Source organism: Nonomuraea fastidiosa (assembly GCF_042751225.1).
Taxonomy (GTDB): Bacteria; Actinomycetota; Actinomycetes; order Streptosporangiales; family Streptosporangiaceae; genus Nonomuraea; species Nonomuraea fastidiosa.
In genome coordinates, this window is sequence record NZ_CP170570.1 from 3,161,897 (window position 1) to 3,181,653 (window position 19,757).

At 71.9% G+C, this 19,757-nt stretch carries 19 protein-coding genes; 13 read left to right on the forward strand and 6 right to left on the reverse strand.

Annotation, left to right across the window (positions count from 1 at the left end; translation table 11 throughout):
* Nucleotides 1-2: 2 nt before the first annotated feature.
* The 3 genes from ACFMQL_RS14460 to ACFMQL_RS14470 are packed head-to-tail and all read right to left on the reverse strand — an operon-like array spanning nt 3 to nt 2,469.
* Nucleotides 3-239, reverse strand: coding sequence for a hypothetical protein (locus tag ACFMQL_RS14460; protein WP_364061661.1), 237 nt, complete (start codon nt 237-239; stop codon nt 3-5).
* The gene (locus tag ACFMQL_RS14465) at nt 236-661 is read right to left on the reverse strand and encodes a hypothetical protein (protein WP_378785882.1); all 426 of its coding nucleotides are present in this window, start codon (nt 659-661) and stop codon (nt 236-238) included. Before ACFMQL_RS14465 ends, ACFMQL_RS14460 begins: the two co-directional genes overlap by 4 nt.
* The gene (locus ACFMQL_RS14470) at nt 658-2,469 is read right to left on the reverse strand and encodes an MDR family MFS transporter (protein ID WP_378785883.1); all 1,812 of its coding nucleotides are present in this window, start codon (nt 2,467-2,469) and stop codon (nt 658-660) included. Before ACFMQL_RS14470 ends, ACFMQL_RS14465 begins: the two co-directional genes overlap by 4 nt.
* 99 nt (nt 2,470-2,568) lie before the next feature.
* Between ACFMQL_RS14470 and ACFMQL_RS14475 the strand changes: the two genes are divergently transcribed.
* The 3 genes from ACFMQL_RS14475 (at nt 2,569) to ACFMQL_RS14485 (ending at nt 5,886) form a co-directional block, all read left to right on the forward strand.
* Nucleotides 2,569-3,129 carry a TetR family transcriptional regulator gene (locus ACFMQL_RS14475; protein ID WP_364061670.1) on the forward strand — a complete coding sequence of 187 codons (561 nt, stop codon included), beginning with the start codon at nt 2,569-2,571 and terminating at the stop codon, nt 3,127-3,129.
* A gap of 245 nt (nt 3,130-3,374) precedes the next feature.
* Nucleotides 3,375-4,691 (forward strand): glycoside hydrolase family 6 protein, encoded by a 1,317-nt coding sequence (locus ACFMQL_RS14480; protein ID WP_378785884.1) that lies wholly within the window; start codon nt 3,375-3,377, stop codon nt 4,689-4,691.
* Nucleotides 4,692-4,905: 214 nt separating this feature from the next.
* A complete protein-coding gene (locus ACFMQL_RS14485; protein ID WP_364061676.1) occupies nt 4,906-5,886 on the forward strand; it encodes an LLM class flavin-dependent oxidoreductase in 981 nt (326 codons plus the stop codon).
* Between the two features lie 22 nt (nt 5,887-5,908).
* On the opposite strand, the gene ACFMQL_RS14490 is transcribed toward ACFMQL_RS14485, so the two are convergent.
* The 3 genes from ACFMQL_RS14490 to ACFMQL_RS14500 all read right to left on the reverse strand — a co-directional run bounded on the left by ACFMQL_RS14490 (nt 5,909) and on the right by ACFMQL_RS14500 (nt 10,091).
* Nucleotides 5,909-6,349, reverse strand: coding sequence for a hypothetical protein (locus ACFMQL_RS14490; RefSeq protein ID WP_364061679.1), 441 nt, complete (start codon nt 6,347-6,349; stop codon nt 5,909-5,911).
* 10 nt (nt 6,350-6,359) lie between these two features.
* Complete coding sequence (locus ACFMQL_RS14495; protein WP_364061682.1) at nt 6,360-7,400, reverse strand: DUF6745 domain-containing protein; 1,041 nt, start codon at nt 7,398-7,400, stop codon at nt 6,360-6,362.
* Nucleotides 7,401-7,586: 186 nt separating this feature from the next.
* A complete protein-coding gene (locus ACFMQL_RS14500) occupies nt 7,587-10,091 on the reverse strand; it encodes a glycoside hydrolase family 2 TIM barrel-domain containing protein (protein WP_378785885.1) in 2,505 nt (834 codons plus the stop codon).
* A 110-nt stretch (nt 10,092-10,201) separates the two neighbouring features.
* Here ACFMQL_RS14500 and ACFMQL_RS14505 point away from each other — a divergent pair, with 110 nt between their 5' ends.
* From ACFMQL_RS14505 to ACFMQL_RS14550, 10 genes are all read left to right on the forward strand, one after another.
* Entirely contained in the window at nt 10,202-10,813 is a 612-nt protein-coding gene (locus tag ACFMQL_RS14505) for an RNA polymerase sigma factor (protein ID WP_364063215.1), read from the forward strand.
* The gene (locus tag ACFMQL_RS14510; protein WP_378785886.1) at nt 10,810-11,457 is read left to right on the forward strand and encodes a hypothetical protein; all 648 of its coding nucleotides are present in this window, start codon (nt 10,810-10,812) and stop codon (nt 11,455-11,457) included. Before ACFMQL_RS14505 ends, ACFMQL_RS14510 begins: the two co-directional genes overlap by 4 nt.
* Nucleotides 11,458-11,757: 300 nt before the next feature.
* Entirely contained in the window at nt 11,758-12,009 is a 252-nt protein-coding gene (locus tag ACFMQL_RS14515) for a hypothetical protein (protein WP_364061690.1), read from the forward strand.
* A 219-nt stretch (nt 12,010-12,228) separates the two neighbouring features.
* Nucleotides 12,229-12,558, forward strand: a complete 330-nt coding sequence (locus tag ACFMQL_RS14520; RefSeq protein WP_364061693.1) for a hypothetical protein — start codon at nt 12,229-12,231, stop codon at nt 12,556-12,558.
* A 186-nt stretch (nt 12,559-12,744) separates the two neighbouring features.
* Complete coding sequence (locus ACFMQL_RS14525; RefSeq protein WP_378790159.1) at nt 12,745-13,917, forward strand: MFS transporter; 1,173 nt, start codon at nt 12,745-12,747, stop codon at nt 13,915-13,917.
* 336 nt (nt 13,918-14,253) lie between these two features.
* Nucleotides 14,254-15,546, forward strand: a complete 1,293-nt coding sequence (locus tag ACFMQL_RS14530; protein ID WP_378785887.1) for an asparagine synthase-related protein — start codon at nt 14,254-14,256, stop codon at nt 15,544-15,546.
* Nucleotides 15,543-17,276: a histidine kinase gene (locus ACFMQL_RS14535; RefSeq protein ID WP_378785888.1), complete on the forward strand. Its 1,734-nt coding sequence runs from the start codon at nt 15,543-15,545 to the stop codon at nt 17,274-17,276. The genes ACFMQL_RS14530 and ACFMQL_RS14535 overlap by 4 nt, the downstream gene beginning before the upstream one ends.
* 7 nt (nt 17,277-17,283) lie before the next feature.
* Nucleotides 17,284-17,916: a response regulator transcription factor gene (locus ACFMQL_RS14540; RefSeq protein WP_364063221.1), complete on the forward strand. Its 633-nt coding sequence runs from the start codon at nt 17,284-17,286 to the stop codon at nt 17,914-17,916.
* A 113-nt stretch (nt 17,917-18,029) separates the two neighbouring features.
* Nucleotides 18,030-18,935, forward strand: coding sequence for an ABC transporter ATP-binding protein (locus ACFMQL_RS14545; protein ID WP_378785889.1), 906 nt, complete (start codon nt 18,030-18,032; stop codon nt 18,933-18,935).
* The gene (locus ACFMQL_RS14550; protein ID WP_378785890.1) at nt 18,932-19,756 is read left to right on the forward strand and encodes an ABC transporter permease; all 825 of its coding nucleotides are present in this window, start codon (nt 18,932-18,934) and stop codon (nt 19,754-19,756) included. Before ACFMQL_RS14545 ends, ACFMQL_RS14550 begins: the two co-directional genes overlap by 4 nt.
* Nucleotide 19,757: the final 1 nt, after the last annotated feature.

The window sequence follows — 19,757 nt, forward strand, 5'->3', positions numbered from 1 at the left end:
CGTCAGGCGTCCGCGTGCTTGCCGCGCCGGGCCAGCTCGCGCAGGGCGTCGGCCGCGTAGATCACGAGGGACACGAACGAGATCCCGGCGATGACGCCGCCGAGCCACAGGTCGTTGACCGTGGCGTCGACGTACTCGGCGCCGCGCGGCTGGTAGCCGACCGCGAACGGGGCGGCGATGAGCCACAGGCCGCCGAGGAACAGCAGCACGAGGGCGCCCACGCCCAGCTTGGCCTTCATCGGTTCTCCTCCACTCCGACCAGGGAAGCCTTGCCGTTCTGGCGGTGCTCGCCGCCGCCGTTACGGGCGTTCAGGTCCTCGCGCAGCGCCTCCACGAGCGGGGCGAGCAGGGTGGCGAGCTCGGCGGACGACGACTGCGGCGCGGCGACCGGCACGGGCTCGGGCTCCGGCTCGACGCGGCGCGGCTTGGGCACGACCAGGCCGCGTGCCACCAGCTCCTCGTAGATGGCCGACACGAACGCGATCACGGCCACGACGCCCACGACGGCCACGCCCAGGCCGGTGAAGAACTCCGACTTGGTGGCGTTCATCCAGTCGGCGTCCTCCGGCTGGGTGCCGAGGGCGAAGGGCGCGAGCATCAGCCACAGCCCGGCCATGACGGCCAGGGCCGCGGTGACGGCACCCACGAACTTGCGAATCATTGCGTGATTCCTCCTGTGACAAGGTCTTTCTGCGGCGGCGTGGCCTGCGCGATCAGGGCCCGTGAGGTGGGCCGCAGCACGTTCTGCGCCACCGACCTGGCCCGCTCGCGTTCCGTGCGGTCGTCGGGCGGCGCCATCTTGGCGACCGCGGTGAGCAGCGCGGAGTGCTCGCCGTTGGCCCGCTCGATGCGCTGGGCGATGAGCTCGAGCAGCAGGCCCGCCAGTACCAGGTCGTCCTTGCTGAGCGGCTTGGGCTCGGGGGCGGCCGGCGCGGCGGTGCTGCGCAGCGGCAGCTCCTTGAGCAGGAGCGTGGCGAGGAAGCCGAGCAGCGCGATCGGCACGCCCACCAGGAACACCGTCTCCAGGCCCCGCGTGAACGCCTCAAGCACGATGTTCTTGATCGGCCCCGGCAGATGGTGGATGGCGTCGGGGCTGCCGAGCTTGACGTCGCCACCGCCACCGGGCAGCTTGATGCCGGCCTCCCGCACCATCTCGGCCATCTCGTCCTTGAGGCGGTTGGTCAGGATCGCGCCGAACGCGGCCACGCCGACGGCGCCGCCCAGGGAGCGGAAGAACGACACGCCGGACGTGGTCGAGGCCATGTCGCGCAGCTCGGAGCCGTTCTGCGCGGCCAGGATGAGCATCTGCATGGACAGGCCGAGTCCGATGCCGAGCACCGCGACGTCGAAGCCGATGAGCCATTCGCTGGAGTCGACGTGCAGCTTGGACAGCATGAACAGGCCGACGGCCACGATGAGCAGGCCCGCCACCGGGAAGATCTTCCACCGCCCGGTCTGCGTGACGATCTTCCCGGAGATCACGCCGGACAGGAACAGCGCCACGACCATGGGCAGCGTCATCAGGCCCGAGTTGGTCGGGCTGAGCCCCTTGACGATCTGCAGGTACTGCGGCAGGTAGATCATCGCGCCGAACATCGCCATGCCGACGAACAGCGAGGCGGCGCTGGTGAGCACGAACGTCCGGTTGCGGAACAGCCGGGGCGGCAGGATCGGGTTGCCCGCGGTCCGCTCCGACAGCACCGCGAGGGCCAGCATGAGCAGGGCGATCGCGGCGAGGGTGTACGTCCAGGGCGAGTTCCACGCGAACTCGTTGCCGCCCAGCGTCAGCAGCAGCATCAGCGCGCTCGCGCTGGCGGTGATCGTCGTGGCGCCCCAGATGTCGATCGAGGTGTTCCGCTTGACCCGCGGCAGCTTGAGCACCTTCTGGATGACGATGAACGACACCAGGGCGAACGGCACGACCACGTAGAAGCACCAGCGCCAGCCGAGCCATTCGGTGTCGACGATGAAGCCGCCCAGCAACGGCCCCGCGACCGTCGAGATGCCGAAGACGGCGCCCATATAGCCCGAGTAGCGCCCCCGCTCGCGCGGGGAGACGATGTCACCCAGGATCACCTGCGACAGAGCCGACAACCCACCGACACCGAGGCCCTGGATGGCACGAGCGGCGATCAGCTGTCCCATGTTCTGCGACATGCCGGCCACCATCGAGGCCGCCACGAACAGCGCCAGAGCGGTCTGGAAGAGCAGCTTGCGCCCGAACAGGTCGGACAGCTTGCCCCACAACGGCGTCGAGACCGTCATCGTCAGCATGGTCGCGCTGGCGACCCATGAGTACTGATCCTGACCGCCTAGCTCCCCCACGATCGTCGGCAGCGCGGTGCCCACCACGGAAGTCGAGATCATCGAGGTCAGCATCGCCAGCATGAGCCCGGACAGGACTTCGAGGATCTCGCGGTGGGTGTAGTGCCGCTTCGCGGGGGACGCGGCCGGTGCGTGCGCTACCAAGACAACACCACATCCCCTTCGTACTTTTTATCCACCAGGAGTATACGACTGTTTACTAGCCGGGCGGTAAGTCGGGTGTCCGTTCAGTAGAGTGCGGGCATGAGTCCCCAGGTGACTGAGGCCAGGCCACGCGACCGTGAGGCCACCCGGGAGCGGATCTTGCAGGCGGCCCGTACGCTCTTCGGCGAGCAGGGCTACGAGCAGGTGACCGTACGCATGATCGCGGCGGCGGCCGACGCCAACATCGCACTGGTCGGCCGCTACTTCGGTTCCAAGGCCGGCCTGTTCGGCGCGGTGCTGCAGGGCGAGCCGACGTTCAGCGCGCTGTTCGAGGGCGACGAGAAGGACCTGCCGCGCAAGCTCGCCGAGTACACCGCCGAGCGCATGCACCGGCCGCCGGACAGCCCCATCCTGCGCACTCTCGAACGCTCGGCCGGCCACCCCGAGGTGCACGCGGTGGCCAGGGAGCGCCTGATCACCGCGGTGATCGAGCCGCTGAAAGCCAGGCTGTCCGGGCCCGACGCCCACGCCCGTGCCCGCATGGCCACCGCGGTGCTGCTCGGCGTCGGCGCCACGCGCCGCCGCCTGGGTCCCGAGGAGCCGACGCCGGCCGACGTCGATCGGCTCACCGCCGTCTTCAAAGCGTGCCTGGGCGTCTGAACGCCCCGGCTCGACGCTGAGCGCCGGACCGGCCTCAGCTCCCGACATGGCCTCAGGCCCCGGCTCGGCCTCAAGCGCCGGGCCGGCGCTTTCCGTGCGGCGGTTGAAAGTTTCACCGTCCGCAGCCGCGCCGACCTGCGATGACGGCGTGGGCAGCGATCGGAGGTCTTTGTCCTGACGGGGGCCGCTCCCTACCATCCTGAAAGCCGGTGGGAGCGCTCCCACACGACGGACGGAGATCGTTCATGTCTCGCAGAAAGCCCGCACTGGCGGCGCTCCTCACAGCGATCGCCACGGCCGCGGCGGGGGCGGTCATCGCCGCCTCGTCCTCCACCGCCCAGGCCGCAGACTCCGCTTTCTACGTGGATCCTCAGACCAACGCCGCCAAATGGGTGGCCGCCAACCCCGACGACAGCCGTACGCCGGTGATCAGGGACAGGATCGCCGCCGTGCCGCAGGGCCGCTGGTTCGCCACCTACAACCCGGACACCGTGCGCGCCCAGGTGGACGCGTACGTCGGCGCCGCGGCGGCGGCCGGGAAGATCCCCATCATGGCCGTGTACGCCATGCCCAACCGCGACTGCGGCGGCCCGAGCGCGGGCGGCGCCCCCGACCACGCCGCCTACCGCGCCTGGATCGACCAGATCGCCGCCGGGCTCGGCGGGCGACCGGCCACGATCGTCCTGGAACCCGATGCCCTGGCCATCATGACCAACTGCATGAACGCCTCGGAGCAGGCCGAGGTGAAGGCGTCGATGGCCTACGCCGGTAAGCGGCTCAAGGCCACGTCGTCGCAGGTCAAGGTGTACTTCGACATCGGGCACGACGCCTGGCTGTCGGCGTCGGAGGCGGCCTCCAGGCTGGTCGGCGCGGACATCGCCAACAGCGCCGACGGCATCGCGGTCAACACCTCCAACTACCGCTCGACACCTGGCCTGATCTCGTACGCGAAGAGCGTCATCGCCGCGACCGGCGTGTCCACGCTCAAGGCGGTCATCGACACCAGCCGCAACGGCAACGGCCCGTCCGGCAGCGAGTGGTGCGACCCGCCAGGCCGCGCCACCGGCACCTGGAGCACCACCGAGACGGGCGATTCCGCGATCGACGCCTTCCTGTGGGTCAAGCCGCCGGGCGAGGCCGACGGGTGCATCGCCCAGGCGGGGCAGTTCGTGCCGCAGCGGGCGTACGAGCTGGCCATGGCCGCGCCCGACCCCACGATCACGCCGACCACCGACCCCACCGAAACGCCCACGCCGGGCACCGAGGGCTGCACGGCGGCGTACAAGGTGGCCAGTCAGTGGAACGACGGCCTGCAAGGCGAGATCACGGTCACCAACACCGGCGACGCGCCCATCAGCGGCTGGAAGGTCTCCTGGACGCCGCCAAGCGGCCAGACGATCTCGCAGCTATGGAACGGCACCCTGTCCACAGGCGGAGGCACGGTCAGCGTCACCAACCTGAGCTGGAACGGCGCGCTGGCACCCGGCGCGACGACCTCGTTCGGCTTCATCGCGAGCGGCGGCTCGGGCGACCCGTCGGCGCTCACCTGCACCGCCTCCTAGCGCGCGCCTCCGGCCTGCGCGCGCACCCCGCCGAGCCCCCGCGCGACGCCTGCGGGGGCTCGGCCTCTCGTTACGGGCCGCTCATTGCGGTCATCCATTGCGGCCCCCATAAGCCCCTCTCACAACGGGCCCCTCACTACGGGATGAAATAACCGCGCAGGCGCGGCTGTTGACCACGACCAGGTCGATTCCGCTCTGCGAAAGGCTCGTACTCATGGCTCTGCCGCTGTCCATCCTTGATCTGGCGCACATCGGCGAGGGCGAGACGGCGGCCGACAGCTTCGCCGCCAGCGTGGCCCTCGCCCAGCGGGCCGAGGAGCTCGGTTACAAGCGCATCTGGTACGCCGAGCACCACAACATGGACAGCATCGCCTCCTCCGCCACCAGCGTGCTCATCGCCCACGTGGCCGCTCATACTCGGACGATCCGCCTCGGGGCAGGCGGCGTCATGCTGCCGAACCACTCGCCGCTGACCATCGCCGAGCAGTTCGGCACGCTGGAGACCCTCCACCCCGGCCGCATCGACCTCGGGCTCGGCCGCGCGCCGGGCAGCGACCAGCAGACCATGCGCGCCCTGCGCCGCACCCCGTCGTCGGCGGACTCGTTCCCGCAGGACGTGCTGGAGCTGCAGGGCTACCTGACCGGCGAGACCCGCATCCCCGGCGTGCACGCCACCCCTGGCAGGGGCACGAACGTGCCGCTCTACATCCTCGGGTCGTCGCTGTTCGGCGCGCAGCTCGCCGCCGCGCTCGGCCTGCCGTACGCGTTCGCCTCGCACTTCGCGCCCGCCGCGCTGGAGGAGGCCATCGCGCTCTACCGGCGCGAGTTCAAGCCATCGGCGCAGCTCGACCGGCCGTACGTGATCGCCGCGCTCAACGTCATCGCCGCCGACACCAGCGAGGAGGCGCAGGAGCAGTTCCTGGCCTCCAAGCGGCTGCGGGTCACCAGGTTCCTCGGGCGCGGGCGCACGTTCACGCCCGAGGAAGCGGACATGATCCTCGAATCCCCGGCGGGGCAGCAGATCGTGCAGATGACCAAATACTCGGCCGTCGGCGACCCCGCAGAGGTCAAGGCGTACGTCGAGCGGTTCGCCGAGCACACCGGGGCCGACGAGCTGATCGTGGCCTTCTCCGCCGTCGACAGGAAGGTGTGGCTGCGCTCGGCCGAACTGCTCGCCGAAGCCTGGTCGCTCTAGCCGGTCCTGCCGCGCCGGTCCCTCAGTCGGCCACCAGCCGGGCGCGGCGGTGGCCGTCGTGCTCGCGCTGGCGGCGCACCACGTACGTGCCGGGCGCGCAGCCTGAGCCGCCGTGCTCGGGATGCAGCAGGTAGACGGGGGCGGAGGCGGAGAACACGCCGATGGCCAGGCCGTCGGCGTCGGTCACGTTCACCGTCCAGCGGCAGCTGCCCGGCTCGGCGACCAGCGTGTGCGGGTTGCCGCCGGCCTCGCCGCGCAGCAGCTCGATGCCTTCCGGCGGTACGGCCTGCCATCGGGGATCGTCGCGAATCTGCACCGCCGCCGACACCAGCCGCAGCGGCACCACGATGAGGTCGCCCTGGGCCTGCGGGCCGTCGAGCACGGGGATCTGGATCTCCTGCTCCAGGTGGTCGAGCACGGTCATCCCGGTCTGGCGGGCCAGCGAAGCCAGCGTCACTGTCATGGACATCACCTCAGGTTCTGCGTAGGAGTTGGGCGTACTGCTCGCCGGACAGCCCGTACGTCCAGCCGGCGGCGGCGAGCGGATCGTCGAAGGAGCCGGGCACGAGGAGGCCGTACTGCCTGCGGTGGCCGTCGCGCTCGACCGAGCCGTTGACCGCGAGCAGCACCCGCGTGGTCCGGCCCCTGTCGATGAAGGCTGTGTCGTAAAGGCGCAGCTCGGAGCCCGCGTTGCCGGGATCGGGCGCGGTGGCGACCAGCCGCAGCCCGGCCTTGGCGATGTAGGCGGGCCAGCCGATGCGTTCGATCGCGCAGCGCCTGACCTCGGCGTTGGGCTCGGCGGAGATGCGTTCTGGGGTCGGATCGTCGATCACCCAGGACGGCACCACGGTGCCGTGCCAGGCGTGCACGGCCCAGCCGTCGGCGTACTGGATGGCCGGGCCGTCGTCGCGGTGCGGGCGGCGCTCGCCGTTCTGCGCCCATGCCTCGGTGTGCAGCTCGGCGGGACGTTCGGAGACGACGCACACGTGCTCGGACGGCCACCACCAGTGGGACGCGGCGGCCACGGCGGTCCACAGGCCGAGCCGTTTCGACAGCTCTGCCGGCAGCTCGACGCCGGCGACCTGGCGCAGCGCGTCGCAGTGGGCGATCCAGGAGACGCACAGCGTGCGGTACCAGACCTCGGTAGGCGAGCCCACGTTGTGTGCGCGGCGGACGGCCGGCAGCAGGCAGCGGCTGGTGGTGCCCAGGAGCGGCTGGCAGACCTCGTCCCGCATCCGCCAGTCCACCTTGTGCTGCCCCCCGCGGATGTGGGCGTGGACCGCGCCGTACAGGCGGTCGCGCAGCTCGATGAAGCGTTTCGCGAGCGGCCATTCGTCCACCCGCTCAAGGAGGCGGCCCGGCGGCAGCCCGGCGGGCACGGTCGCGAACGCGGCGGCAGGCGAGGTGACCCAGTGGAATCGGGGCGGAGACAGACCGATGTGCCGGTAGAGGGCGGAGATGGCGGCCTCGGCGGCCGGGCGGTCCGCGGGCCGTGTCGAGAGCGAGCGGCCCATCCATCGGTCACGGAGCTTGACAGCAGCTTCCCGCTGCAGGACGTAGCTCACCGGGCGCGGGCGGAGGCGCCCTCCTTTCGCATGATCATGAGTGGAATGGTGACAGAAGCGGGCGGCCGATGTCCACCCGTTCGCTCACGTGGCGGGTGACAGAGACGGCACGGCCGGCCGTACGGGTCCTGCGCGTCAGCCCTTCTCGATGAGGGTCGTCGGCGGGAGGTTCCACGCGTCGAGCCGAATCCTGCGGTCCTGCGGCGGCACGCCGTCCCAGGTGGCGCGGAGTACGCGTTCCTCGCCGGGCAGCAGGTCGAAGGCGTTGTCGTCCCAGCGCACCCAGCCGGGCGCGTGCGCGGGCCGGTCGTCGAGCAGACGCAGGAACGGCACCACGGGCCCCGACTCGTGGCGCAGCCGCAGGGTCCACGCGTCCTCGCCGGTCTCCAGCTCGGCGGTGACGCTCGCCTCGGGCAGCGTGAGCAGGTCGGCGAAGCCGGGGCCGCCGGTCAGGACGTACCGGTTGGTGATCGTACGGCCGGTGTCTCCGCGTACGGACAGATCGAGCAGGAAGCTTCCCGCCCCCGGGGCGCACGCGATCACGCCGATCTCGCCCGGAACGGTGGCGGTCCAGCGCCGCTCGGCGCGCACACCTCCGTCGAGGCCGAGCACCCGCGCCTCGACCTCGGCGGGACCGCCCTCCCACCACGCCCATACGGTCGCGCGCAGCTCGTCCACGCGGGGCGCGGGCAGCGCCGCGCACACGTGTTCCCGCCGGTACGCGCGGCGCACGTAGTGGTAGGCCGCCTTCGGCTCGCCGAAGTAGTCGACGGACGACGTGCACCAGCCGTTCGGGAACGACTCGTTGAGCTGCCACGGCAGCACCCCGCAGCTCGCGGGGCGGCGGCGGTTGGCCTCGATCGCGTAGCGCAGGCCGTCGGCCTGGAGGAACTGGCTCGCCCGCGACATCGCCCGCAGGTCCTCGATCGCGCCGCCGAACGCGGCCCGCACCAGCGGCTCGTTGTTCCACCAGCGGCCGAGGTGGTCCCAGACCGGGTTGCGGTAGGTCGGCAGGCGGCGCTCCGGCGCGGGCACCACCGACTCGATCGCCCGCAGGTTGCTCATCCCCTCCACGCCGAACTCGCTGAGCAGCAGCGCCCGGCCCTCGTCGTAGAGGCGGTAGTGGTCGTCGAGCCCCTGGTGCTCCCACGGGCCGTGCACGTCGTGGTGCTCGGGGCCGCTGCGCACGCTCTGCAGCGTGTTGCCGAACACCGGCCCCGTCGGTGAGGTCGGCAGCCAGTGGCGGCCGGGGTCGAGCCTGGCCACCACCTCGTGCAGCGCCGCCAGCACCGGCGAGCCGTCGTCGGTCAGCGGCACGCCGTCGGCCCGCTGCAGCTCGTTGCCGCCGCACCAGATCGCCAGGCTCGGATGGTTGCGCCGCACCGGGACGATGCGTTCGGCCTCGGCGACCATTCTCGCCACGAACGCCGGGTCGTCGCTGGGCAGGCTCCGCATGCCCGAGCTCGACTGGGCGAACTCCTGCCAGACGAGGATGCCGTACTCGTCGCACAGGTCGTAGAACGCCTCGGTCTCGATGAGGCCGCCGCCCCAGACGCGCAGCATGGTCACGCCCGCGTCGCGGGCCAGCGTGAGGAGGTGGCGGAGTTTCCCCTGGTCGATGGCGCCGTAGAGAGCGTCGGCGGGGACCCAGTTCCAGCCCTTGATGGTGACAGGGCGGCCGTCCACGGTGAGGCGGTAGGGCAGCGAGCCCTCGGGGGCGCCCGGGTCGCGGGTGAAGCGCACGTCGCGGAAGCCGATCCGGGTCTCGCGCCGGTCGCTGACCTCGCCCGTCGTGTCGCGCAGGACCGTGGTGAGCGTGTAGAGGTGGGGGTCGCCGTCGCCGTTCAGGTGCCAGCGGCGGGGGTGGTCGACGGTGAGCTCGGCGGTGCCGCTGGGTGGGGCGGTGGCGGTGGCGACGACCTCGCCTTCCGCCGTACGCAGGGTCAGCTCGGCGCTGCCCTGCCCGTCTCCGTCCGTTGTGAGATGGACGGCGACTTTCCCGGTGCTCCCGTGCAGTGTCGGGCGGGCCCACACGTCGGCCAGCCGCAGCGCGCCCGTCGTCCGCAGCCGGACCTCGCCCCACAGGCCCTGGTGCACGAGGCGGGGGCAGAAGTCCCAGCCGTACCCCATGCGCCCTTTGTGGACCTTCACCTTCTCCGTGTAGCCGACCTGCGGCTCGCTCACGGGCGCCGGCTCGATGACCACGGCCAGCGCGTGCTCGCCGCCCAGGCGGCCGGTGACCTCCACGACGAGCGGCACGTACGTGCCCTCGTGCCGCGCGATCCGCTCACCGTCGAGGTAGACGGCCGCCGCGTAGTCGATGCCGTCGAACTCCAGGAACGCCCGCCGCCCGGGTCCCGGCTCCGGTGTGACCAGCCGCGTCCGGTACACCCAGGTCCGCTGCGGCACCCACTCCGACAGCATGCTCTGCCGCCCGACGTACGGGCTCGGCACCTCACCGGCCGCCAGCAGGTCGGCGAGCACGCTCCCCGGCACTCTGGCGGGCACCCAGCCGCCGGTGGCGCCCTCGCGGGCGTGCAACTGCGCGCGGTGCAGCTGCCAGTCGTCCCCGAGGAAACCCCGAAGCTCCCAGCCCTTGTTGAGAACGCGTAGAGATGACGCGGAGGACACGGAGGACATGGCGCCTTTCAACGGGGTTGTGGCATCGTTCCCACAGGATGCTAGGGGCGGTGCCTTCGCGCGGTCAACGGGAACGGCCACCGCCGGACGGACAGTGCTTGTGTGTGGATATGTCACTGCGCGCCCGCATACGGGACGGGGATGCCGAGGCGTTCGAGGCGCTCTACGAGGAGACGGCCAGGCCGGTGTTCGCCCACGCCTTCCGCCTGACCGGCGACTGGTCGGCCGCCGAGGACGTGCTGTCGCTGACGTTTCTCGAAGCCTGGCGGCTGCGGCACCGCATCGACGCCGACGGCGGCAGCCTGCGGCCATGGGTGCTGGGCATCGCGACCAACGTGGCCCGCAACCTCCGCCGCGCGGCCCGCCGGTACGAGGACGCGCTCGCCAGGATGCCGCGAGGCGACCGCATCCCCGACTTCACCGACGAGATCGTCGGCCGCATCGAGGCCGCCGAACGGCTGGCCGCGGTCCGGCGGGCCTTCGGCGCGCTGCGCCGCCACGAGCAGGAGGTGTTCGCGCTGTGCGTCTGGTCGGGGCTCGACCACGCCGAGGCGGCCGAGGCGCTGGGCGTCGCCGTGGGCACCGTCAGGTCCCGGCTGTCGCGGGCGCGCAAGAAGCTGGAGAAACTCGCCGCAGAAGAACGGGAACGCCCCGCCGCGCGGCGACAGGTAACGGGTGACCACGAACACGTGGCCCGGTCCGTACGGGAGGAGAGGCGATGAACGCGGACGAGCGCGACACGCTGGCCGAGCTGCTGCCATTCGAGGCGGAACCGCGGCTTCCCGACGGCCGGCACCATCAACTCAAGGAGTTCGTCATGTCGGAGATCCGCAGGCCGCGCCCCAGGCGGCTGCCCCGCCCCGCTCTCCTGGTCCCCGCGCTGGCCCTCGGTCTCGCGGCGGCCGTGGGCGTTCCCCTGGCGCTCGGCGGCGGCACGCCCGCGTACGCGGTGTCGAAGAACCCCGACGGCACCCTCACCATCACCATCCAGCAGGCCAAGGACCCCAAGCCGCTGGAGGCCACGCTCCGGTCCATGGGGGTGAACGCGGTGGTCGACTACATCCCCAGCGGCAAGCGCTGCTCGCCGCAGCCGCGCAGCACCGCCTTCCTGTCCCGCGAGGAGGCGCAGAACCCGGCCGACGGCCGGCCGTTCCTGATCTGGCCGCCCAAGACCGAAGAGCGGGCCTTCCAGATCGACCCGGGCGCGGTCAAGCCGGGACAGACGGCCGTGCTGGAGTTCAGCGTCTCCGATGACGAGCGCGTGGCCGGCATCTGGGCGAACATCTCGAACGGCCCGGTCGAGCCCTGCACGCTCGTGGACAGCGACGAGGCCCCGCTCGGCCCACCGCCGGGCTGGGACGGCTGACCCGGGATATCGTTGCGCGGTGACCGTCCGGTACGCGTGGCCCGACCACTTCTCCGCCCGCCCCCACGGCACGCCGGGCGGCCTGAATCCTCCGGCCGCCGAAGCGGAGGTCCGGGAGCTCGAAGCGCGCCTGGGGGTGGGGCTGCCGCCGGGCTACCGGCAGTTCCTGCTGTTCGCCGACGCTGGCGCGAGGACGACGACTGCTGCCTGCTGCGCGCCGCCGAGGCGGGCTGGCTGCGTGAGATCGATCCCACGCTCGCAGAGAGCTGGGCGGCGCCCAAGCCCGAGCACGGGTGGAGCGTGCCCGACGAGCTCTACTTCGTCTACGGGCCGGAGCAGGACTCCATCCACTTCCGCGGGGAGTACGTGCCCGACACCCTGCTGATCGGGTACTGGGACGACGGAGCCGCCCTGCTCAACCCGCACGTCCGCACCGCCGAGGGCGAGTGGGAGGCGTGGTACCTCGCGCCGTGGAAGCCCGGGGCCGGCCGCTACCGGTCCTTCTGGGACCTCGCCATGGACGAGCTGCGCTTCCTGCGCAACCCGGGCTGACCCGCTCACGCGGCGTCGCGGTGCCGGGCCGAGGCCGCAGAGGTCGCGCGCGCCGGGAGGGGGTCGCGCGCGGCGGGATGAAGCGTCGGGGATGCGCGCGACGGGGTGGAGGCGTCACAACGTCGCGCGCAGCCGGGCTCAGGCGTCAGGAGGTGGGGTCCGCTTCGTGGGCCGGGCGGGCGCGGCGGGTTTCCGGTGTGGGTGGTCCAGGGGATCAAGGTGACCATCATCGAGCCCGGCGGGTTCGCCACCCGGGACGGCAACAACCCCGACCCGCTCGCCAACGGCCACATGGCGACGACCGACCCGGCGTACGACGGACTGCGGCAGCGGCTCGGGGCCATGACCGGCAAGATGCCCGCGGGCGACCCGGCCGCCGCGGCTCAGGCGCTGCTGAAGCTCGTCGACTCCGCGAACCCGCCGCTGCGGGTGCTGTTCGGCAAGGGGTTCCAGCCGATGATCGAGCGGGCGTACGCCGACCGTCTCAAGACCTGGTCCGACTGGCAGGAGCTCGCGATCGAGGCACACGGCGCCCTCGAAGCAAGCTGAGCCGGCGGCCGCGCCGGACGGGCGGCGGGCTTCCCGGGAGATCAGCCGGAGGAGAAATTCGATTGCCCGGCGATGCCGGGCGAGCCTAGGGTCCTGCTCCTGATGCGAAATGATCCGGAAGATCCGGCGCAGCTTCGACAGGACGGGCCACGATCGTCAGGGCGCGAGATCCCTGCCGCCTTGATCATGCTGCTCGCCGGCACCACCGTCTCCACACTCGGCGACGGCATGGCGACCCTGTCACTGGTGCTGGAGGCGGCCGACAGCGGCCCGTCGTGGTGGGTCACCGAGGTCTACCTGGCCGAGCTCGTACCGCCGCTGCTGCTCGCCCCGCTGCTCGGCGCGTTCGTGGACCGGACCGACGCGAAGCGCGCCTGGCTGGTGGCGGTGCTCGTCCAGGCGGCGCTGTTCGCCGGGGCCGCCGCCACCCCGTTCTTCCACGCGCGGGTGCTCATGGTGGCGCTGGCGAACGTGCTGGGCGTGATCTCCTCGGCCGCGGGCTTCAAGCTGCTGCCCGCCGTGGCCGGCCGGGCGGGGCTGGAGAAGGCCAACAGCTGGCTCACCGCGGCCACGTCGCTCTCCACGCTGGTGGGTCCCGGCCTGGGCGGCGCGCTGCACACCGCGTACGGGAACGCGTGGCTGCTGGGCTTCAACGCGGTGACGTTCGTGGCGGTCTCGCTCGTCGTCTGGTTCGTGGTGCCCGCGGGCAAGGACCAGCGTCTGTCCGTGGGCGGCGGCTCGATGGCGGGCGCGCTCGACGGCATGAAGGTGATGTGGCGGTCGCCGGTCATCCGCCCGCTCCTGCCGATCCTCGCGGCCGTGGTCTTCTGCACCGCCCTTGAGGGCGTCGCCGGGGTCTTCTACCTGCGCAGTATCACCAGCAGCGACACGCTCTACGGCTTCCTGCTGTCGGCGTGGGCGCTCGGCTCGCTGCCGGGCTCGCTCGTCGCGGGCTGGGGCAGGCTCGGCAGGCAGCACCTCGTCCTGGTGCTGGGCGGCGCGGCGCTCATGGGCGGCGCCTTGCTCGTCGAGGGCCTCGTCCCGGTCGCCCTGGTCATCGCCGTCGTCTTCGTCCTGGGCGGTTTCGGGAACGGCGCCCACAACGTCGGCCTGCGCAACGTCATCCACCACCACGTGCCGCCGGACATGCACGGGCGGGCCTGGGCGTACTGGCGCGTGCTGGCCAACACCTGCGTGACCGTCGGCTATCTGGTCGGCACGCCCGGCGTGATCCTGGAGGCGCGGGCGGCCATCATCAGCTCGGGCGCCCTGACCCTGCTCGCCATGCTGTACGGCGTGTGGCGGCTGAACAGCGCCGGCCTGCTCCGCAACTACCCGGCCGCGCAGCCCGCCGGGTGATCCGCGTCGTCCCACCGCCTGCGCCGCCGCAGCCGGTGAAGTCGGAAAGGGACGCGATGACCTTCCCGGTGAAGGGCTCGCCACGGTAGAAGAGGCGATCACCGGTGGCACTGAGCCCCGGATCGCCCGCCTCCACGGCCACCACGTACACGCCTCTTTTGCAAGCCGGTTCCGCTGGCCGTCGCAGGGCCGACCTCGGCGCGTACCGAGGACCTCGAAGAGATCTCGCGGCGGGTTCGCGCCCCGCACGAGCTCGCCGAGATCTCCCGCCGCTTCGACGGAAGCTTCTGCGTCTTCGGCTCGCTCGACGGCGTTCTGTTCGCCAACGGCCCCGCGATGCAGACACGGCAGGTCTTCCACGCGATGATCGACGGCGTGCGCGTCCTGTGCGACCGGGCCGACGTGCTGAGCGAACTCTGCGGGCTGCCTCTGGACGAGATCGCGCTGGGGCTCCGCCTGGCCCGCGGGCTGCCGTACCCCGCCGACAGGCTGCCCATGTGGCAGGGCGTGAGCGCCGTACCCGGGCCGCAGTACGTGCTCGTTCGGCGTGACGGGCGGGAGGCCGAGCAGCGGACCTGGTGGCGCCGGCCGGAGCCGCGCCTGACGAGAGCGGACGGCGCCGCGCTGCTGCGCGACGCGCTGGAGACCGCCGTCCGGGTTCGTACGGAAACCGAGGCCGATATCGCGTGCGACCTGTCGGGCGGGCTCGACTCGACCCCGCTGTGCTACTTCGCCGCCCGAGGCCCCAAAGGAGTCATCGCCCGGACGTTCTACACCGACGACCCGGGCGGCCGCGAGGACCTCGAATGGGCGCGCCGCGCGCTGCCCGCGATGCCGGGAGTGCACACGCACGACGTGTTCTCCGCCCAGGGCCTGCCCGGCTTCTACGAGGGCCTGTACGACCTGGCCATCCCCATGGACGAGCCCACGCAGGCCGGGGCGGCGATACCGCGGATCAGGCACATGCTCGCCGACGACGTCGAGCGCGGCGTGACGATCCACATCAACGGTCTCGGCGGCGACCACCTGTTACGCGGGGTGAAGGCATGGAACCACACCCTGATGCGCGCCAGGCCGTTCACCGCGTGGTCGCGCTCCCGCGCCGAGGACGCGCCCATGGGGATCGGCCCGCTCTCCACGCTGCGGCAGCTCATGGACCGCCGGACCTACCGGCAGTGGTACCTCGCCACGGTGCGCGACGCGGCACGCGGCGTCGAGCCCCCCGAACTGCCCAGGATCAACGACTGGTCGGTGCCGCTCTCCTTGCCGGACTGGCTCACGGCCGACGCCCGGGCGTCGATGCTCGACCGATTACGGCGGCTCGGAGCCGAGGCCACACCACTCGGCACCGGCCTGGCCAGGCACTTCGATGTCTTCACCGTGCAGCAGGCCGGCCGCCTGGCCAGGAGCATGGGACTCGTCGGCCAGTCGCTCGGCGTCTCGTACGACGCGCCGCTGCTTGACGACCACGTGGTAGAGGCCGTGTTCCAGGTCAGATACGAGGAACGCGACTCGCCGATCGAGTGGAAACCGCTCATGAAGGCCGCGATGACGGGATTACTGCCCGACGACTATCTGCGGCGGACCACGAAGATCGGCGGCGCCCCGACCCGATCGGCGGCTTCGTGACCCTGTGCTGGGTGCTGCCGCTCGGCATCGTCGCGATGCTGCCCATCGGCGTGATCCTCGGCGTCGTGGTGCGGCATCCCCGGCAGCTCAGCTTCGTCTCGTTGCTGCTGATGGGCATGACGGCGGTATCCGGGATCTTTTACCCGCTGGCGCTGCAGGCGCCGTACCTGCAGGTCACCGGGCAGCTCTTCCCGCTGTACTGGCTGGGCCTCGGCATGCGGTCGGCGATGCTGCCCGCCGAGCTGGCCGCCACCGAGATCGGCGGGTCGTGGCGGCCGGTGGAGACGGCGGCCGTACTGGGGCTGTGGGCGGCGGCTGCGACCGCGCTGGCGCTGCTCGCCCTGCGCAGGATGTCGCACCGCGCCGCGGGATCGCGGCCGCGGGCGGCCGGGCACGGGAGGGCAGCCCGATCAGCCGGCGTCACGGCGACCCGTGATCCGTCCGGGGTGCCGCCGTACGATGGAGGGCGGATGACTGACGCATCAGCCCGCGTGAGCACGAGCGACGATGCCCCGGGCATCGGGCGCCCGCCGGCCGGTGCTTCCGGCACGTGGTTCCAGGAGCGCCCCTGGGTCGTGGAGCTGGTCGTGGTGCTCGCCGTCTTCACCTACAACCTGCCGATTCAGGCGAGTTTCGTCCCCAGCGGGCTGTGGCCGGGCACCGGCGCGGTCGTGTCCGTGGCGCTGTGCGCGCCCTACCTGGCCAGGCGGCGTCATCCGCTCGGCGTGTTCTGCGCCATCCTGCTGACGGCCGTGGTGCAGGTGCTGCTCGGCGTGGGCCTGCTGGTCGCGGACGTGATGCTGCTGTTCGCCCTCTACAACCTCGCGACGAGGCTGCGGTGGACGGTCACCGTCCCGGCCGCCGCGTCGGTGGTGGGGTGGCTGCTGGTCGCGTCCGTGCCGGTGATGCGCCAGGGGTACACGAGCGTCGGCGACATCGGCGTGCTCGTCGTGGTGATCATCTGGGCGTGGACCTGGGGGACGCTGGTCAAGACCCGCCGGGCGTACATCGACAGCCTGCGCGAGCACGCCCGCTGGCTCGAACGCGAGCGCGCGGCCGAGGCGAAGGTCGCGGCGGCCAGGGAGCGGGCGAGGATCGCCAGGGAGATCCACGACATCGTCTCCCACAGCCTGAGCGTCGTCGTGGTCATGGCCGACGGGGCGGCCGCCAAGGCGCACAGCGAGCCGGACCGCGCCCGGCAGGCGATGCTGGCCGTACGCGACACCGGACGTACGGCGCTGGCCGAGATGCGGCGCATGCTCGGCGTGCTTCGCGACGGAGAGCCGGGTTCGCACGCCCCGCAGCCGGGCATCGCGCACCTCGACCACCTGATCGAGGAGTCCAAGGCGGTCGGGCTGCCGGTCGAGCTGGCGGTGCGGGGCCGGCGGGTGGAGGTCTCCGCGGGCCTGGACCTCGCCGTCTACCGGGTGGTTCAGGAGGCGCTGACCAACGTACGCAAACATGCCGGGCCGGAGCTCGGCAAGGTCGAGGTGGAGCTGCACTACGGTGACACGAGCCTGCGCGTCCGGGTCACCGACGACGGCCGCGGCGTTCGGGAGGGCGTCCCAGAGACGGGTCCGGGCGGTCACGGCCTGGTCGGGATGCGCGAGCGGGTCACGGCGTACGGCGGCACGCTGCGCGCGGGACCCCGGCCGGACGGCGGCTTCGAGGTGGTGGCGGAACTTCCGATCGGAGGCGACTGTGACGATCCGCGTCCTGCTGGTCGATGACCAGGAGATGATCCGGATGGGCTTCCGCATGGTGCTGGAGTCGCGTCCGGAGATCGAGGTCGTCGGTGAGGCGGACGACGGCGACACCGCGATCGAGGCGCTGAAGACCGTCGAGGCGGACGTCGTGCTCATGGACGTACGCATGCCGCGCATGAGCGGCGTCGAGGCCACCCGGCGCATCCGGGCCCGCGACGACGCCCCGCGCGTGCTCATCCTCACCACCTTCGACCTCGACGAGTACGCCTACGAGGCGCTCCAGGCCGGGGCGAGCGGCTTCCTGCTCAAGGACACCCCGGTGGAGGAGATCGCCGCCGCGATCGCCCACGTGCACGCCGGGGACGCGGTCGTGGCGCCGAGCACGACCCGCCGCCTGCTCGACCACTTCGTACGCGGCCGGCCGCCCGCCGACCTGCTACGGAAGGGCAGCCGCCTGCCCGGGCTGACGCCCCGCGAACGCGAGGTGCTACTCCTGATCGCCCGAGGGCTGTCGAACGCCGAGATCGCGCGGGAACTCGTGCTCACCGAGGGCACCGTCAAGATCCACGTCGGGCGCATCCTGGCCAAGCTCGGCCTGCGCGACCGCGTCCAGGCCGTGGTGCTGGCGTACGAGACGGGCCTGGTGACGGCCGGCGACCACTGACCGCGTCTATGCCCTGAGGCATACGCGGCACGGCGCCTATCGCCTGAGGCATACGCGAAAGATATGCCTGCGGCGAGACGATCCGCGCCCGCCCTTCCAGGCACGGTTGAGCCATGTCCTACATCGTCGCCACCGAGCAGCTCACCAAGCGGTACGGCAGCCGCACCGTGGTGGACGGCCTGAACCTGCGCATCCCCCCTGGCTGCGTCTACGGCTTCCTCGGCCCGAACGGATCGGGCAAGTCCACGACCATGAAGATGCTGCTGTCCCTCGTCCGGCCGTCCAGCGGCGAGGTGCACATCATGGGACAGCCGATGAACCCCGCCACGCGGCGCGGGCTCCTCGCCTGCATCGGCTCCCTCATCGAGTCGCCGCCCGGCTACGGCCATCTCACCGGCCGGGAGAACATGCGGCTCGTGCAGCGCCTCCTCGGCCTGCCCGACCGGTACGTCGACGAGGCCGTACGCACCGTGCGCATGCAGGACCAGCTCGACAAGAAGGTGCGCGACTACTCGCTGGGCATGAAGCAGCGCCTCGGCATCGCGATGGCCCTGGCCAGGCGGCCGCGCCTGCTGATACTCGACGAGCCCACCAACGGGCTCGACCCGGCCGGCATCGAGGAGATCCGCGACCTGCTCCGCCGCCTGTCCGGCGCGGGGGTGACGGTGATGGTCTCCAGCCACCTGCTCGGCGAGATCGACAAGACCGCCACCATGCTCGGCATCCTGAACGGCGGGCGGCTGATCTTCCAGGGCACCCGCGACGAGCTGCTCGCCGCCTCCACCCCCGACGTGCTCATCGACACCCCGGACCCGGAGTACGCCAACGCGCAGCTCAAGGGCATGGTGGTGAGCCGCCTCGACCGCGGCTCTGTGCGCGTCAGCGGCATCGGCGACCCGGTGACCGCGCGGGTGGTGGCGCACCTCGTCGGGGCCGGGGTGGACATCTACGGCGTGCGGCGGGACGAGCAGTCGCTGGAGGACGTGTTCATGGCCCTCACGAGTGGAGGCGGGCTGTGAACGGGCGCGCCGGGGCGAACGAGGCGCGGGCTGTGGGCGCGCTCGCCAGGGCGGACGGGTGGGGGACCCTGGCGAACAGGTGGGCGGCCGTGGCGAACGAGTTCGCCAAGATGCGGCACCTGCGGATGGGCGTGGTCGCGTCCGTCATGGTGATCATCGTGGTCGGCCTGTCGGTCGGCAGCGCCGCCACGAGCCCGGCGTTCGCCGAGGCGGCGGGCCGCTCCTGGGAGGCGCTGCTCGCGGGCATGTCGCTGGCCGTGCCGCTCGCCTCGCCGCTGCTGCTCGCGGTCATGGCCAGCCGGCAGGTGGACATCGAGCACCAGGGCAACGGCTGGCTGCTGTCCCAGACGTCCGGGCTCACGCCGGGCGGCCTGTGCCGGATCAAGCTCCTCGCCGTCGGCATCGTGGTCGCCGCCGCGACCGTCCTGGAGAGCGTCCTGCTGCTCGGCGCCGGGCTGCTGCTGGGCGTGCCCGACCCGGTACCCGCCGGGCTGTGGGCGGGATACACGGCCTCGGTGTCGGTGGCGAACCTGGTCGTACTGGCCCTGCACATCCTGCTGTCGGCCCGCATCGACAACCAGCTCGTCGGGCTGGGCATCGGCGTGCTCGGCACGATCGTCGCGGTGTTCGCGACCGCGCTGCCGCCCGCCGCGGCGCACGTCACCCCATGGGGCTACTACGCGCTCGCGGCCGCCGCCGGTTACGAGGGGGAGCGGCTCGTGGCCATGACGCCGGCGTACGGCAGCATCGCCGCGCTCGGGGTGGTCGCCGCCGCCTTCTTCCTGTTCATCACCGGCCGTTCTGGCTGGAAGGAGGGCTGAC

Coding starts and splice junctions, on each gene's coding strand:
- ACFMQL_RS14460 (WP_364061661.1), bottom strand. CDS start 239: ATGAAGGCCAAGCTGGGCGTGGGCGCCCTCGTGCTGCTGTTCCTCGGC.
- ACFMQL_RS14465 (WP_378785882.1), bottom strand. CDS start 661: ATGATTCGCAAGTTCGTGGGTGCCGTCACCGCGGCCCTGGCCGTCATG.
- ACFMQL_RS14475 (WP_364061670.1), top strand. CDS start 2,569: ATGAGTCCCCAGGTGACTGAGGCCAGGCCACGCGACCGTGAGGCCACC.
- ACFMQL_RS14480 (WP_378785884.1), top strand. CDS start 3,375: ATGTCTCGCAGAAAGCCCGCACTGGCGGCGCTCCTCACAGCGATCGCC.
- ACFMQL_RS14485 (WP_364061676.1), top strand. CDS start 4,906: ATGGCTCTGCCGCTGTCCATCCTTGATCTGGCGCACATCGGCGAGGGC.
- ACFMQL_RS14490 (WP_364061679.1), bottom strand. CDS start 6,349: ATGACAGTGACGCTGGCTTCGCTGGCCCGCCAGACCGGGATGACCGTG.
- ACFMQL_RS14495 (WP_364061682.1), bottom strand. CDS start 7,400: ATGGGCCGCTCGCTCTCGACACGGCCCGCGGACCGCCCGGCCGCCGAG.
- ACFMQL_RS14500 (WP_378785885.1), bottom strand. CDS start 10,091: ATGTCCTCCGTGTCCTCCGCGTCATCTCTACGCGTTCTCAACAAGGGC.
- ACFMQL_RS14505 (WP_364063215.1), top strand. CDS start 10,202: ATGTCACTGCGCGCCCGCATACGGGACGGGGATGCCGAGGCGTTCGAG.
- ACFMQL_RS14510 (WP_378785886.1), top strand. CDS start 10,810: ATGAACGCGGACGAGCGCGACACGCTGGCCGAGCTGCTGCCATTCGAG.
- ACFMQL_RS14525 (WP_378790159.1), top strand. CDS start 12,745: ATGCTGCTCGCCGGCACCACCGTCTCCACACTCGGCGACGGCATGGCG.
- ACFMQL_RS14530 (WP_378785887.1), top strand. CDS start 14,254: ATGCAGACACGGCAGGTCTTCCACGCGATGATCGACGGCGTGCGCGTC.
- ACFMQL_RS14540 (WP_364063221.1), top strand. CDS start 17,284: ATGATCCGGATGGGCTTCCGCATGGTGCTGGAGTCGCGTCCGGAGATC.
- ACFMQL_RS14545 (WP_378785889.1), top strand. CDS start 18,030: ATGTCCTACATCGTCGCCACCGAGCAGCTCACCAAGCGGTACGGCAGC.